Raw genomic sequence first — 14509 nt, 5'->3', positions numbered from 1 at the left:
CGGCCACACTCTGCAGGTGAGTATTCATGCACCTAGACATCGCCGCAATGGTCAAATCTGCAGCTTTGATCTGCAAAACTGCAGACGTGAGCGTGCCCGGCCGCCGTCCCAGCGCGGACGACCTGTTGGTGCTGCTGGCCGTCGGACGGTCCGGCCGGTACACCACCGCCGCGGAGGAACTCGGGCTCAACCACACCACCATCTCGCGGCGGATCGCCGCGCTCGAACAGTCGATGGGCGGGCGTGTGCTGACCCGGGTGGCCGGCGGCTGGGAACTCACCGACCTGGGCAGAGCCGCGCTGTCCGCGGCCGAAGCGGTCGAGACGGCGGTGCGCTCGCTGGAGGCCGATCCCGGCGGTGAGCGGGCGCTCGAGGGGGTGGTGCGCCTGTCGGCGACCGACGGCTTCAGCGCCTACATCGCCGCACCCGCGGCGGCCCAGGTGCAGCGGCGTCATCCGCGGGTGGCGGTGGAGATCGTCGCCGCGACCCGGCGGGTCACCCAGCAGCGGTCTGGGTTGGACATCGAGGTCGTCGTCGGTGAGCCGCAGGTGCACCGGGCCGAGGCGATCCGGCTCGGCGACTACTGCCTCGGGCTGTACGGCGCCCGTTCGTACCTGGCCGAGCACGGGACACCCGGCGGCATCGACGCGTTGACCGACTATCCGCTGGTGTACTTCATCGACTCGATGTTGCAGGTCGACGACCTGGACGTGGCCACGAGTTTCGCTCCGGCGATGCGGGAGTCGGTGACGTCGACCAACGTGTTCGTCCACGTCGAGGCCACCCGGGCGGCAGCCGGGCTCGGACTGCTGCCGTGCTTCATGGCCGACCGTCACGACGACCTGGTGCGGGTGCTGCCCGACGCCGTCGCCGTCCGGCTGAGCTACTGGCTGGTGACCCGGGCGGAGACGATGCGCCGGCCGGAGGTCTCGGCCGTGGTGGCCGCGATCCGCGCCCGCGTCACCGAGCAGCGCGAGGTGCTGCTGGGAGGTTCATAGGATCGTCACCGCCGTGACCGGCGGCGTGGGTAGTCCACCCCCATGCATTCTCGTCGGTACGGCTCGGGTCCCCCACTGTTGCTGGTCCACGGCATCTCGCAGCTGCACAACTGGGATCCCGTCATCCCGGCGCTGGCCGCCGGGCACGAGGTCGTCGCCGTGGATCTGCCCGGCTTCGGCGACAGCGCGCCGTTACCCGGTGAGGTCACCGTCGCCGCGCTGACCGACGCCGTGCAGGAATTCGTCGTCGAACAGGACCTCGGCGACGTCACCGTTGTCGGGAGTTCGATGGGCGCCCGCATCGCGCTGGAGATGGCGCGGCGCGGTCACGGTGGTCCGGTGGTGGCACTCAACCCGGGCGGGTTCTGGACCGACGCCCAGGTGCGGATGTTCGGCGCGACGGTCGGCCCGTCGCTGAAGCTGGTGCGCGCCATCGACCCACTCATCCCCGCGTTGGCCGCCACCCCGCTGACCCGCACGGCGCTGCTGCTGCAGTTCTCCGCCAAGCCCTGGCGCCTGGACGCCGACCTGGTGCGCACCGAATTGCGGGCGTTCAAGCGCTCCCCGAGCCTGGATGCGGCGATGCATGCTCTGGTGCACGGGCCGAAACAGCAGGGGGCACCCGCCGGAACGCTGCGAGCGCCGGTGGTGATCGGTTGGGGTCGCAAGGATCGGGTGACGCCACCGAGTCAGGCCGCCCGAGCCCAGGAGTGCTTCCCGGATGCCACGATGCACTGGTTCGACGACTGCGGGCACTTTCCGCACTGGGACCGACCGCAAGAAACGGTGCAACTGATCCTCGACACGGCGCAGCGGCGTTGACGACACCTTGCGCCTGCAGTTGCGCGCGTGGTGCAGTCAGCCATGCCCTTCCTCGACCACGATCGCGGCCGCGCGTACTACCGGCACTGGGCGACCGACGAGCCCCGGGCCGCGGTCGTGTTCCTGCACGGCTTCGGCGAGCACACCGGCGTCTACCACCGCTACGGCTTCGCGCTCAACGCCGCGGGCATCGACCTATGGGCGGTCGATCAGTTCGGCCACGGCCTGAGCCCGGGCGACCGTGGTGACTTCGGCTCGATCGAGGACAGCTCCGCCCTCGCCGATTCGCTGACCGCGCTGGCCGCCGAGGCAGGTGTGCCGGTGATCGCGCAGGGCCACTCCTTCGGCGCAATCGTCACCCTGTTCCGCCTGCTCGACGGTGATACCCGTGCCGCCGCCGCGGTGATCTCGGGCGCACCGCTCGTGCCCGTTGCCGAACTGCTCGATGCCGACACGTCCGTGCAGCTGGACCCGGACTGGCTGTCGGCCGACCCGTTCTATCTGGACACGCTGGAGAACGATCCGCTCGCGTTCGTCGACGCCGACACCACGGCGCTGGCCCGCGAACTCGACCGCGGCTGGGACAGATTCGGCGCGGACCTACCCGGCCTCGAGGTGCCGACGCTGGCCGTGCACGGTATCGCTGATCCGATCGCCTCGATCGGCGCGGTCCGGGCGTATGCCGAGCAGATCAATCCGCTGCAGCTGCAGGAGTTCCCGGGTCGCCACGACATCCTCAATGAGAACGTGCACCGCGAGGTGGCGGCGGCGATCGTCGACTTCATCGACGCGCAGCTGTAGCCGGGTGTCAGAGCCGGTGCATCTCCCGCGACATCGCGGCGTGCTCCATGTAAGCCGCACGCCGAGAGGGGTGGTGGCGCCGACGCGGTGTGCGCGACGTCGGCGCCGAGGTCAGCCAGGCGTGCAGCACCGACCACCGCCGCCTGCGACGGGGCGCATCCAATACGGCCGCCGATGTCGCGAACAGCACCTGCTGTTCGCTGATGAGCACCGTTGCGGCCGTTGCCTGTACGACGACGGCCATCTCGATGGTGTCGACGGCTTCGTCCGGCTCCTCGGATTGCGTTGTGATGACTGTCATTTCGGTGCCCCCTGAGTACATGCGTTCCCTGCCCTACTGCCCTAAGGCTGACAGCAGCGCCGCAACGACACAAGCGTCAGGAACGCCACTGCGCGTTGCTATTTGCAGAGTCCAGTATGCAAACGACCCGGCGCGGGCCAGGGCGCTTCGCCCGCGCACCGGCACATGCATGACGCCGCGGTTACGTCTCGGCGTCCGCGGGGCAACGGCGCAGGAGGACCGGCTACCCGATCGGGCATTCGTTTGCTGACACAACAGAGTCCGTCCGCCGCACGCCTTTGCCGACGCGCAGCGTCAGCACTGTGCGAGCGTGCACAATCGCTGGAATCCGCGCGGCGTGTCGCCGACAGACACGCACGCTCGCGAAAATCGGGTGCGGGCTAGAGCCAGGTGTCGGGCGTGGTCGCGGTGAGGAACGCCTCGAGGTCGTCGCGCCACTGCGCCGGCGAGTTCTTGTCGGGCTCGATGCCGGTGTACTCGCCGCGGTAGAACAGCAGCGGCCGTGGCTTCTTCTTCGGCACCTCGGACAGCGAGTGCACCGCGCCGAACACCACGAAGTGATCGCCACCGTCGTGCACCGAAGCCACGGTGCAGTCAATGTGCGCGAGCGTGCCGTCGATCACCGGCGAGCCGAGTTTGGACAGCCGCCAGTCGATCCCGGCGAACTTGTCCGGGGTCTTCGACCCGAACCGCGCCGAGACGTCCTTCTGCTTCTCGTGCAGCACGTTCACGCAGAACTTCCCGCTGGCCTCGATCGCCTGCCAGGACCGCGACACCTTCGTGGGGCAGAACAGCACCAGCGGCGGGTCGAGCGACAGCGCCGCGAAGGACTGGCACGCGAAGCCGATCGGCTCGTCCTCATGCACCGTCGTGATGATCGTTATGCCGGTGCAGAACTGGCCCAGCACATGACGGAACGTGCGTGGATCGATGGGCTCGGCCGCCATCACAGACCTCGGCTCTTCGCGCAAGCGCTCATCGCTACTTGAAGCCGACGCTGAAGTCGTGCCCCCACAGACTGACCGCGGTGCTCTCGCGAGCGATCCAGCTGTCGTCGTCCTCCACTTCGAGCCCCTCGCAACCGAACTCGACGTCGAAGCCGCCGGGGGTCTTCATGTAGAACGACAGCATCTTGTCGTTGACGTGCCTGCCGAGGGTCGCCGACATCTTGACCTTGCGCCGCAGCGCGCGATCCAGGCACAGGCCCACGTCGTCGGCGTTCTCGACCTCGACCATCAGGTGCACGATCCCGCTGGGTGTCTCGCCGGGCATGAACGCCAGGCTGTGGTGCCGTGGGTTCACGCCGAGGAACCGCAGCCACGCCGGCGCGCCGTCGGCGGGACGGCCCACCAGTTGGGGTGGCAGTCGCATCGAGTCGCGCAGGTGGAAGCCGAGTACATCCCGGTAGAAGTGCAGCGTCTCGGCGTCGTCGCGGGTGGTCAGCACCACGTGGCCGAGCCCCTGCTCCTCGGTGACGAACTTGTGGCCGTAGGGGCTCACGACACGACGATGCTCCAGCGCGACCCCGTGGAACACCTCGAGGGTGTTGCCCGACGGGTCGTCGAAGACGATCATCTGGTCGACGCGACGGTCGGCGAGTTCGGCGGCCGTGGCTTCCTTGTACGGCGTGCCCTCGATGTCGAGCCGGTTGCGGATCTCCTGCAGCGCAGCCGCGTTCGCGGTCTCCCAACCCGACTCCAGCAGCCGGTCCTGCTCGCCGGGAACGATGATCAGGCGGGCAGGGAACTCGTCCATCCGCAGGTAGAGGGCGCCCTCGGTGGCACCCTTGCCCTCGACCATGCCGAGGACCTTGAGTGCGTACTCGCGCCAGGCGCCGACGTCGGCGCTCTCGATGCGCAGGTACCCCAGAGAACGAATGCTCATCGTGTACCTCCCAGGAAGTCGATGGTGAGCTTGTTGAACTCGTCGAATTTCTCGAGCTGCGCCCAGTGGCCGCACTGTCCGAAGACGTGCAACTGCACGCGGGGGATCTGCTTGAGCGCCACCAGGGCTCCGTCGAGCGGGTTGACGCGGTCCTCCCGGCCCCAGATCAGCAGGACCGGCTGCCGCAGCTTGTACACCTCGCGCCACATCATGCCGAGCTCGAAGTCGGCGCCGGCGAAGGACTTCCCCATCGCCCGCGCTGCGGCCAGTGACTCCGGCTGGCTGGCGATGGCGAACCGCTCGTCGACCAGTTCGGGCGTCACCATCTTCTGATCGAAGACCATGATGCGCAGGAAGCGCTCCATGTTCTCGCGGGTGGGGTCTGCGGTGAAGCGGCCCAGCAGCTTGACGCCCTCGGTGGGATCGGGAGCGAACAGGTTGACGCTCAGACCGCCGGGGCCCATCAGCACCAGCCGGCCTGCCCGCTTCGGGTTGTCCAGCGCGAAGCGCACGGCGGTACCGCCGCCGAGCGAGTTGCCCACCAGCGCTGCGCGTTCGATGCCGAGGTGGTCGAACAGGCCGAGCAGTGCGTTCGCACTGTATCGGTTGTACTGCTCGTGTTCGGTGTGCTTGCTCGAGTGGCCGTACCCCGGCTGGTCGACGGCGAGGACGTGGAAGTGCCTGGCCAGCACCGCGATGTTGCGGCCGAAGTTCGACCAGCTGGACGCGCCGGGACCGCCGCCGTGCAGCAGCACGATCGTCTCGCCGTTGCCGACGCCCGCCTCGTGGTAGTGCAGCTTCATGTCGTCGGCCACCTGCGCGTACCGCGACGTCGACTCGAAGGTGACCTCGGCCTGCGTCTCGACCTGTTTGATGTACGACGTCATTTAGACCATCGTGTCCTGCGGCGGCAGCCCGAACGCGTCGTTGCCGAAGATCAGGTAGGCCCGCTCGGGCTCGTTGGCGGCGTGCACCCGGCCGGCGTGCGCGTCGCGCCAGAATCGCTGCACGGGCTGGTCGAGGTTGAGCGCGGTGGCACCCGAGGCCTCGAAGAGGAGGTCGATCGAGGCGATGGCGCGGGCGGTGGCCCGCACCTGGTCGCGGCGGGCCCTGGCGCGCAGCTCGAACGGGATCTCCTGGCCGGCCTGCAGCAGCTGGTACTCGTCGCGGACGTTGCCGATCAGCTGACGCCAGCCGGCGTCGATGTCGCTGGCGGCCTCCGCGATCCGGATCTTGGCGAACGGGTCGTCCTTCGACTTCTCGCCCGCGAACGCCGCGCGCACCCGCTTGCCCTGATGCTCGACGTGGGCGTCGTAGGCGCCGTAGGCCATTCCCATGATCGGCGCACTGATGGTGGTGGGATGCATGGTGCCCCATGGCATCTTGTAGACCGGCGCGGTGTTGTTCTCGTAGCCGCCCGCGGTGCCGTCGTTCATCGCACGGTAGGACAGGAACCGGTGGCGCGGGACGAAGACGTCCTTGACGACCACCGTGTTGCTGCCGGTGCCCTTCAGCCCCACCACGTTCCAGACGTCGTCGATGCGGTAGTCACTGCGCGGGATCAGGAAGCTGCCGAAGTCGACCGGCCTGCCGTCCTTGATCACCGGGCCACCGAGGAACGCCCAGGTGGCGTGGTCACAGCCGGACGACCACTGCCATGCGCCGCTGACCAGGTAGCCGCCGTCGACGACGGTGCCCGCGCCCATCGGGGCGTAGGACGAGGACACCCGGACCGTCGGGTCGCTGCCCCACACCTCGTCCTGGGCCTGCTGGTCGAACAGCGCCAGATGCCAGTTGTGCACGCCGATGATCGAGCTCACCCAGCCGGTGGACCCGCACGCGCTGGCGATCCGCCGGACAGCCTCGTAGAAGGCGGTGGGATCGCACTGCAGGCCGCCCCACTGCTCGGGCTGCAGCAGCTTGAAGAAGCCGACCTCGTCGAGTTCGTTGATCGTCTCGTCGGGGAGGCGCCGCAGTTCCTCGGCGGACTGGGCGCGCTTGGCGATCAGCGGCAGCAGATCGTCGATGCCGGCTAGGACCGACTGCACGTCACGCTGTTCAATGGACGTCACTGGAGTGCCTCCCGGAAGTAGGGCTGGACAAAGATTAGAACACGTTACGATTTGTGTCGAGCAGCGTATTCCTGTGGCGGCTGGACCTGCGCACATGCATTTCTGTAACCTGTTCTAATTCTACGCGACGGAAGGGTTGAGGCGACGTGACGGACGAGCCGCTCGGCAGCCACGTGCTCGAGCTCGAAGTGGCCGACGTGATCGAGGAGACCGCCGACGCGCGTTCGTTGGTGTTCAAGGTGCCCGACGGGCCCGGTGACCCGGAGATCCCCGCCGAGCGGCTGCGGTACGCACCCGGGCAGTTCCTGACCCTGCGGGTACCCAGCGACCGCACCGGTTCGGTCGCCCGCTGCTACTCGCTGTGCAGTTCGCCGTTCACCGATGATCCGCTGACCGTGACGGTGAAGCGCACCGCCGACGGCTACGCCTCGAACTGGCTGTGCGACCACGCGCATCCCGGTATGAGACTGCACGTGCTCGCGCCGTCGGGCACGTTCGTGCCCAAGACGCTGGACGGCGACTTCCTGCTGCTCGCCGCGGGCAGCGGGATCACCCCGATGCTGGCGATCCTGAAGTCGGCGCTGGTGGAGGGCAACGGCAAGGTGGTCATGCTCTACGCCAACCGCGACGAGAATTCGGTGATCTTCGGCGGCGCGCTGCGCGACCTGGCGGCGCAGTACCCCGACCGGTTGAGCGTCGTGCACTGGCTCGAGACGGTGCAGGGCCTGCCCGACCCGGCCGCGCTGTCCGGCCTCATCGCCCCGTACGCCGGCCACGACGCGTACATCTGCGGCCCAGGACCATTCATGACCGCCGCGGAGAAGGCGCTGCGCAGCGCGGGTACCGCCGACAACCGCATCCACCTCGAAGTGTTCAAGTCGCTCGAGTCCGACCCGTTCGCCGCGGTGGTGATCGAGGAGGACGACAGCGACGAGGGCCCCGCCACCGCCGTGGTGACACTCGACGGCGCCACCCACGAGGTGACGTGGCCGCGCAACGCCAAGCTGCTCGACGTCCTGCTCGACAAGGGACTCGACGCGCCGTTCTCCTGCCGCGAGGGTCACTGCGGCGCCTGCGCGGTGCTCAAGAAGAGCGGGGACGTCGAGATGCCGATCAACGACGTGCTCGAGCAGACCGACCTCGACGAGGGCCTGATCCTGGGATGCCAGGCGCTGCCGCGGTCGGAATCGGTTGAAGTCACTTACGACGAGTAGCGAAGGGCTATCATCCGTCGCACCGAAGGGAACAACGTGACCAAGCGATTGACAGGCTGGCTGGCGGGGATGTCGGCGTTGATGTTCATCGCACATAGTCCGGCCGCATCCGCTGCGATCGACACGGCCCACTCCTCTATTCCGGTGAATCCCACCACCACGCTCGAGATGCACGTCACCGCGAACTGCATTGCGGCCGAATCGAACTGCCTGTGGAACACTGCCGCCAACCTGCGCACCCCCGAGGGTGTGATCGGGTTTCCCGGCGACGTGTACGGCCGGCAGACCACCACGGTGCGGACCATGGACCGCGGGGTCTGGGTCGAGACTCAATTCGTCGGGCCGAATACCCGGCTGTTCAAGTCGCAGACTTACGTCGAGATGTCGACGGTTTACTTCGGCGGCGGGCCGCCCGAGAAGTTCACTCTGCAGGGCAACACCTGGCCCACGGACTGGCGAACGGGACAGCACAGGAACGACGTCCCGCTGATCGTGTGCGCCCACATCCAAGTCGTGTACGCAGGCGTCAACTTGACGTCGCCGGACGCCTGCGCGCAGGCCTCGTTCAACTAGCGCGGCAAGCCCAACAGGCGCTCACCGGCCAGTGTCAGCAAGATCTGTTCGGTGCCGCCCGCAATGGTCAGGCAGCGGGTGTTGAGGAACTCGAACACCTGCGGGCTGTGCACGGCGCCTGCGCCCTCCGACAGATCCATCTTGAACTCCGCCAGCGCCTGCCGGTGCCGCACCCCGATCAGCTTGCGGACACTGGACTGCGCACCGGGATCCTGACCGCCCACCGCGAGCTGGGCGATCCTCTGATCGAGCAGAGCGCCGATCTGAGCGGACAGGATGACGGTTCCGAGACGGTCCTGCTCGGCGACGTCGAGCTCGAGTTCGCCTGCCGTGCGCAGCAACTCCTCCATCGGGTTGCCCAGCGCGGTGCCCGCGGCCATCGCCACCCGCTCGTTGGCGAGCGTGGTGCGCGCCAGCCGCCAGCCTTCGTTGACCGAGCCGACCACCATCTCGTCGGGCACGAACACGTCGTCGAAGAACACCTCGTTGAAGAGTTCGTCGCCGGTGATCTCGCGCAGCGGCCGGATCACGATGCCGGGCGAGGCCATGTCGACGAGGAAGTACGTGATGCCCTTGTGCTTCGGAGCATCGGGATCGGTGCGCGCCAGGCAGACACCCCACTGCGCCCGGTGCGCCGAGGATGTCCACACCTTCTGCCCCGTCAACTTCCAACCACCCTCGGCGCGAACGGCTTTGGTGCGCAGCGCGGCGAGGTCGGAGCCGGCGCCAGGTTCGGAGAACAACTGGCACCAGATCAGCTCGCCACTGAGCGTCGGCGGCACGAACCGCTCGATCTGCTCCCGCGTGCCGTGCTCGAGGATCGTCGGGGCCGCCCACCAGCCGATCACCAGGTCGGGCCGGTCGACCCCGGCCGCGGCCAGTTCCTGATCGATCAGCAGCTGTTCGGCCGGACCGGCCCCGCGCCCGTGCGGCGGCGGCCAGTGCGGCGCCTGGAGGCCGGCCTCGGCGAGCGCGGCCTGGCGCCGGTCCTCCGGCAGCGCGGCGACGTCCGCGACGGCGGAGGCGATCTCGGCGCGCAGATGCTCGACCGAGTCGAGATCGATCCGCAGCCGGCGCCGGACGCCCTGCTGGGTGAGGGTCGCGACGCGCCGCAACCAGCGTTGCCGGCCGCCGAGGAACTGCGAGATGCCGTACGCCCGACGCAGATACAGGTGCGCATCGTGTTCCCAGGTGATGCCGATGCCACCCAGCACCTGGATGCCGTCCTTGGCGTTGGCCTTCGCCGCCTCGATACCCGTGGCGGCCGCCACCGCCGCGGCGATCGACAGCTGGTCGTCGTCGGCCTCGGCCGCGGCCCGGGCAGCGTCCGCCGCGGCCACCGACGCCTGCTCCGAACGCAACAGCATCTCGGCGCACATGTGCTTGATGGCCTGGAAGCTGCCGATCGGCTTGCCGAACTGCTCGCGCACCTTGGCGTAGTCGGTCGCGGTGCGCAGCAGCCACCGGGCCAGGCCTGCGGTCTCGGCCGCCAGCACCGTCGCGGCCAGGTCGGCGAACCGCCGCGCGGATACCGGCAGTTCGGTGGCGGAGGCGCCGTCGAGCACCACCCGCGCCAGCGGACGGGAGAAATCCGTCGGCGTCAGCGGTTCCACCGTCACACCGTCCGCGGCGGCGTCGATCAGCAGCACCTGATCGCCCGCGGTGAGCAGCAGTAGACCGGCCGGATCGGCGCCGAGCACGTGGCCTGCGGTACCGGAGATCAGACTCCCCTCCACCCGCACGTCGGCGTCCAGCGCGACGCCCGCGGTGCGTTCGCCCGACATCAGCGCCTCGAGCCACTCACCGGGGGCGACGAGTGTCGCCAGCGCGGTCGTGGCGATCGGTCCCGGCACCAGGGCGGCCGCCGCCTCGTCGACCATCGCGCACAGATCGGCGATCGTGCCGCCGGCGCCGCCGAGGTCTTCGTCGACCGCGACACCGAAGATGCCTAGTTCCGCCAGGCCCGCGTACGGCACCTTCCAGGCGTCGCGGTCACCCTGCTCCACATCACGGGCCGCGCCCACCGCATTCGAGCCGGCGGCCCAGCTCCGTACCAGCTCACGGGCAGCGAACTGCTCGTCGGTACCGGACTCCGACCCCGACATGACCGACTGGGTCATCTACCGGCCTCCTAGCCTAGGGCGAGAAGGACTCACTTCTCACTAGAACGTGTTCTAATGGTGCCAGCGTTCGACCGTCAAGTCGACCGGCATCACAGCAGGACAGGTCGCTGCCGAAGCGACACTGAGGTGAGAAAATGGGGTTGGGCATGCGTATCGTTTCAGGTGGATACGCAAGATGAAGGGGTTTTCCGCTGCATGTCGTCGCCAGCACAATCTTCGGGCTCGGACTCGCGGCCGCGTGAGGTGATGAACGTGTCGGTCCTCGCGGAATCCGAACTCGGCTCCGAAGCGCAGCGGGAGCGCCGCAAACGCATCCTCGACGCCACCCTGGCCATCGCGTCCAAGGGCGGCTACGAAGCGGTGCAGATGCGTGCCGTCGCCGAGCGCGCGGACGTCGCGGTCGGCACGCTCTACCGCTACTTCCCCTCGAAGGTGCATCTGCTGGTCTCGGCGCTGGGCCGGGAGTTCGAACGCATCGACGCCAAGACCGACCGCGCCGCGCTGGCCGGCGGCACTCCGTACCAGCGGCTGAACTTCATGGTCGGCAAGCTGAACCGCGCCATGCAACGCAACCCGCTGCTGACCGAGGCGATGACCCGTGCGTTCGTGTTCGCCGACGCCTCGGCCGCCGGTGAGGTGGACCACGTCGGAAAGCTGATGGACTCGATGTTCGCCCGCGCGATGAGCGACGGCGAACCCACCGAGGACCAGTACCACATCGCCCGCGTCATCTCCGACGTGTGGCTGTCGAACCTGCTGGCCTGGTTGACCCGCCGGGCGTCGGCCACCGACGTCAGCAAGCGGCTGGACCTCGCGGTGCGGCTGCTGATCGGCGACGGGGACCACCCGAAGATCTGAGCGGAGCGAAGCGACCCGGGGAATGATGGTCCCCGTGCTCCCTGCCGACCTGACCCGCGCGCTCGACGGCCTCGCCGCCACCCCCCGCCTGCTCGTCGTCTCCGACTTCGACGGGACACTGGCGCCGATCGTCAGCGATCCGTCCGCCGCTCGCGCGCTTCCCGCCTCCGCCGAGGCACTGACCGCGCTGGCCGACCTCCCCGACACCGCCGCGGCGCTGGTGTCCGGGCGGGCGCTCGCGGTGCTGCGCGACCTGTCGGCGATGCCCGCGGCGATACACCTGGTGGGCAGCCACGGCGCGGAGTTCGACACCGGCTTTTCCCACGACGTGGACGAGGACCTGCTGGCACGGATCGTCGCCGAACTGCGCGAGATCGCCGCGGACCGGCCGGGGGTCACCGTGGAGACCAAGCCGGCGAGCGTGGCGCTGCACGTGCGCAACGCGAGCCCGGCCGACGGTGAGGCCGCACTGGCCGCCGCGCAGGAGGCGGCCACCCGGTGGGATGCGCAGGCCACTGCGGGCAAGGCCGTGCTGGAGTTCGCGGTGATCTCCACCGACAAGGGCGAAGCGGTCGACATCCTGCGCGAGCAGACCGGTGCGACAGGGGTGATCTTCCTCGGCGACGACGTCACCGACGAGAAGGCCTTCCGCCGGATGGGCGACGGCGATGTCGGGGTGAAGGTCGGGCCGGGCGAGTCGCTGGCGGGTTTCCGGGTGGACTCACCCGAGGATGTGGCGGAGGCGCTCGGGTATCTGCTGGCCGCGCGGCGCGGCTGAAAACGGTTCGACCCCGGCCGCTTCGGCGGCCATACTGGCGCCGATGCTGACTCCCGACGACATCGCCGCGCGTACCGCCCGTGCCGTCGCGGCGGCCTCCTGGGCCGGCCGCGCACTCGGAATCCGGTCCGACGAACCGAGAGTGCTCTACGACGTCTTCTCGGTGATCGTCCATCTGGCGCCTGCGCCGGTGGTGGTTCGCGTCCCCACGGTGCTGCCTCGATCGCTGGCCGCCGATCCCGACCGGCAGGCGACGCAGCAGCGCTCGGAGCTGGCGGTGGCGGGGTGGCTGGCCGACCACGGACATCCGGTCGTGCCGCCGTCCCCGCTCGTGGCCCGCGAACCCGTTCGGCGCGATGGCTTTTCGATGACGTTCTGGCGGTATCTCGACGAGCTACCCGATGTCGAGCCGGAATGGCCACGGCGCTTCGAGGCGACCGCGCGGCTGCATGCCGCGCTGCGCGACTGCGACGCAGCGGAACTGGGATTCTGGACGCAGTTCAGCACCTACATCCCCGAGGGTCTCGCCGAGCTCGAGCGGCGGCCGGACCTGCTCGACACCGCCGACGTGGCTCGCGCACAACAAGAGTGGGCCGACATCGCGCCGGTCTTCGCATCGCGCGCGGCGTTCGAGCGTGAATTCCCCGGCGTGGACGTGCAACCGATCCACGGCGATGCCCCGTTCTACAACATGATCGCCACGCCGTCGGGCGAGTACTGGTCGGACTTCGAGCTGGTCACGCTCGGGGCCGTCGAATCCGATCTCGCGCTCGCCGGCGCCGAGGGAGTGGCGGCCTACGACGCGGCCGCGGCGCGGCTCGGCATGCGGCAGCTCGATGAACGGGTGCTCGCGCTCACCGAGGCCGCGGGCCGGCTCGCCGCGGTAGCCGTCCTGGCGCTGGCGCCGCAGCTGCCGATGCTCGCCGACGCGCTGCGGCCCACGGTCGACGAGTGGCGCTCGCGACCGCGCGATTAGGCGGGCGGGCCGGAGGTCCGGCCGCGGATCAGCTCGGTGTCGAGCAACTCGACCTCCGGCAGTCCCGAGCGCGCCGGGTGGTGCAGCAGCCTGCCCGCGCGCCGGCCCTTGTCCATGCTGGGCTGCACCACGGTGGTCAGGCCGCGGCGCAGCGCGTCGGGGATGCCGTCGAAACCCGTCACGGTCATCTGGCCGGGCACGTAGATGCCGCGGCCGCGCAGGTGATCCATCGCCGACAGCGCCAGCACGTCGGCGGTGCACATCAACGCGGTGAGTCGCGGATTGGCGGCCAGCGCCACCTCGGCGGCGACCCCGCCCGAGGAGGGCAGATGCTCGTAACTCTCCACCACGGTCACCGATTCGCGTGACAGTCCGGCTGCGGCGAGGGCGTCGTACACCCCGTTGACGCGTTCGCGCTGCACGTGGAAGTGCGGTGTGGACAACCGCTGCGGGTCGGCCACCGCCGGCTGGACGCTGCCGTTCGGCGGCTCCCTTCCCAGCCGCATAGTCAGCAGACCGATCTCCCGATGACCCAGTCCGACAATGTGTTCGGCGAGCCGGCGCATCGCCGACCGGTCGTCGATGCCGACCCGCGACAGGCCTGGCACGTCCTTGGGCTGATCGACCACCACCACCGGCAGGTGCCGCTGCTGCACCACCGGAAGGTACGGGTCGTCGTCGGAGGCGGAGTACACCACGAAGCCGTCGACCCCCGCGGCCAGCACCGCGGCCGAGCCGTCCTCGACGCTGCGGTTGGGGCCGATGGCCACCAGCAGCAGGCCCTGTCCGGCTTCCTCGCACGATTCGGCAAGGCCGGCAACGAAATCGAGCGCCGCCGGATCACTGAACGAATAATTGAGCGGCTCGGTGATCATCAACCCCACCGCACCGGCCCGCCGGGTGCGCAGTGAGCGGGCCACCGGATCAGGGCCGGGATAGCCGAGTTGCTTGGCAGCGGCGAAGATTCGGTCACGAAGGTCCGACGACAACTGGTCGGGGCGGTTGTAGGCGTTGGAGATCGTGGTCCGCGACACCTTGAGTTCGGCGGCCAGCGAGGCCAGGGTCGCCCGCCGGCGCGGGTGCGGACTCCTGGACATGCTGTGTCAGGT

The 14509-nt window shown here is 69.1% G+C and carries 15 protein-coding genes; 8 read left to right on the top strand and 7 right to left on the bottom strand.

The features are described from left to right. Window positions 1–47 precede the first annotated feature (47 nt). From ACPCHZ_RS07065 to ACPCHZ_RS07055, 3 genes are read left to right on the top strand one after another with little or no spacing between them, the layout of a single operon-like run. Complete coding sequence (locus tag ACPCHZ_RS07065) at window positions 48–998, top strand: LysR family transcriptional regulator (RefSeq protein WP_423484093.1); 951 nt, start codon at window positions 48–50, stop codon at window positions 996–998. 42 nt (window positions 999–1040) lie between these two features. Continuing rightward, window positions 1041–1820, top strand: a complete 780-nt coding sequence (locus ACPCHZ_RS07060; RefSeq protein WP_423484092.1) for an alpha/beta fold hydrolase — start codon at window positions 1041–1043, stop codon at window positions 1818–1820. 42 nt (window positions 1821–1862) lie between these two features. Further along, a complete protein-coding gene (locus ACPCHZ_RS07055; protein ID WP_423484671.1) occupies window positions 1863–2621 on the top strand; it encodes an alpha/beta hydrolase in 759 nt (252 codons plus the stop codon). A 7-nt stretch (window positions 2622–2628) separates the two neighbouring features. On the opposite strand, the gene ACPCHZ_RS07050 is transcribed toward ACPCHZ_RS07055, so the two are convergent. The 5 genes from ACPCHZ_RS07050 to hsaA all read right to left on the bottom strand — a co-directional run bounded on the left by ACPCHZ_RS07050 (window position 2629) and on the right by hsaA (window position 6878). Further along, on the bottom strand, window positions 2629–2922 hold the full coding sequence (locus ACPCHZ_RS07050) for a hypothetical protein (RefSeq protein WP_423484091.1): 294 nt from the start codon (window positions 2920–2922) through the stop codon (window positions 2629–2631). Between the two features lie 380 nt (window positions 2923–3302). Then, window positions 3303–3869 (bottom strand): 3-hydroxy-9,10-secoandrosta-1,3,5(10)-triene-9,17-dione monooxygenase reductase subunit, encoded by a 567-nt coding sequence (gene hsaB / locus ACPCHZ_RS07045; RefSeq protein ID WP_364976099.1) that lies wholly within the window; start codon window positions 3867–3869, stop codon window positions 3303–3305. Window positions 3870–3903: 34 nt separating this feature from the next. After that, a complete protein-coding gene (gene hsaC / locus ACPCHZ_RS07040; RefSeq protein ID WP_423484090.1) occupies window positions 3904–4806 on the bottom strand; it encodes an iron-dependent extradiol dioxygenase HsaC in 903 nt (300 codons plus the stop codon). After that, window positions 4803–5693, bottom strand: coding sequence for a 4,5:9,10-diseco-3-hydroxy-5,9,17-trioxoandrosta-1(10),2-diene-4-oate hydrolase (gene hsaD / locus ACPCHZ_RS07035; protein ID WP_423484089.1), 891 nt, complete (start codon window positions 5691–5693; stop codon window positions 4803–4805). The genes hsaC and hsaD overlap by 4 nt, the downstream gene beginning before the upstream one ends. Continuing rightward, the gene (gene hsaA / locus ACPCHZ_RS07030) at window positions 5694–6878 is read right to left on the bottom strand and encodes a 3-hydroxy-9,10-secoandrosta-1,3,5(10)-triene-9,17-dione monooxygenase oxygenase subunit (protein ID WP_423484088.1); all 1185 of its coding nucleotides are present in this window, start codon (window positions 6876–6878) and stop codon (window positions 5694–5696) included. A gap of 146 nt (window positions 6879–7024) precedes the next feature. On the opposite strand from hsaA, the gene ACPCHZ_RS07025 reads away from it, so the two are divergent. Together ACPCHZ_RS07025 and ACPCHZ_RS07020 are read left to right on the top strand one after the other, a co-directional pair. Then, entirely contained in the window at window positions 7025–8092 is a 1068-nt protein-coding gene (locus ACPCHZ_RS07025) for a 2Fe-2S iron-sulfur cluster-binding protein (protein ID WP_423484087.1), read from the top strand. Window positions 8093–8128: 36 nt separating this feature from the next. After that, a complete protein-coding gene (locus ACPCHZ_RS07020) occupies window positions 8129–8665 on the top strand; it encodes a hypothetical protein (RefSeq protein WP_423484086.1) in 537 nt (178 codons plus the stop codon). On the opposite strand, the gene ACPCHZ_RS07015 is transcribed toward ACPCHZ_RS07020, so the two are convergent. After that, window positions 8662–10770, bottom strand: a complete 2109-nt coding sequence (locus ACPCHZ_RS07015; protein ID WP_423484670.1) for an acyl-CoA dehydrogenase — start codon at window positions 10768–10770, stop codon at window positions 8662–8664. The genes ACPCHZ_RS07020 and ACPCHZ_RS07015 overlap by 4 nt on opposite strands. Before the next feature lie 270 nt (window positions 10771–11040). Between ACPCHZ_RS07015 and kstR the strand changes: the two genes are divergently transcribed. From kstR to ACPCHZ_RS07000, 3 genes are read left to right on the top strand one after another with little or no spacing between them, the layout of a single operon-like run. After that, entirely contained in the window at window positions 11041–11646 is a 606-nt protein-coding gene (kstR, locus tag ACPCHZ_RS07010; protein WP_423484085.1) for a cholesterol catabolism transcriptional regulator KstR, read from the top strand. 25 nt (window positions 11647–11671) lie between these two features. After that, window positions 11672–12424 carry a trehalose-phosphatase gene (otsB, locus tag ACPCHZ_RS07005; protein ID WP_423484669.1) on the top strand — a complete coding sequence of 251 codons (753 nt, stop codon included), beginning with the start codon at window positions 11672–11674 and terminating at the stop codon, window positions 12422–12424. 43 nt (window positions 12425–12467) lie between these two features. After that, the gene (locus ACPCHZ_RS07000; RefSeq protein ID WP_423484084.1) at window positions 12468–13400 is read left to right on the top strand and encodes an aminoglycoside phosphotransferase family protein; all 933 of its coding nucleotides are present in this window, start codon (window positions 12468–12470) and stop codon (window positions 13398–13400) included. Here ACPCHZ_RS07000 and ACPCHZ_RS06995 read toward each other — a convergent pair. Next, window positions 13397–14497 carry a substrate-binding domain-containing protein gene (locus tag ACPCHZ_RS06995; protein ID WP_423484083.1) on the bottom strand — a complete coding sequence of 367 codons (1101 nt, stop codon included), beginning with the start codon at window positions 14495–14497 and terminating at the stop codon, window positions 13397–13399. The two genes, ACPCHZ_RS07000 and ACPCHZ_RS06995, sit on opposite strands and share 4 nt — an antisense overlap. Window positions 14498–14509 lie beyond the last annotated feature (12 nt).

Origin of the sequence: Mycobacterium sp. NPDC050041 (genome assembly GCF_049541695.1) — a bacterium.
Taxonomy (GTDB): Bacteria; Actinomycetota; Actinomycetes; order Mycobacteriales; family Mycobacteriaceae; genus Mycobacterium.
Note: the sequence above shows the minus strand (reverse complement) of the source record. Positions and strands in the feature narration are given on the sequence as shown.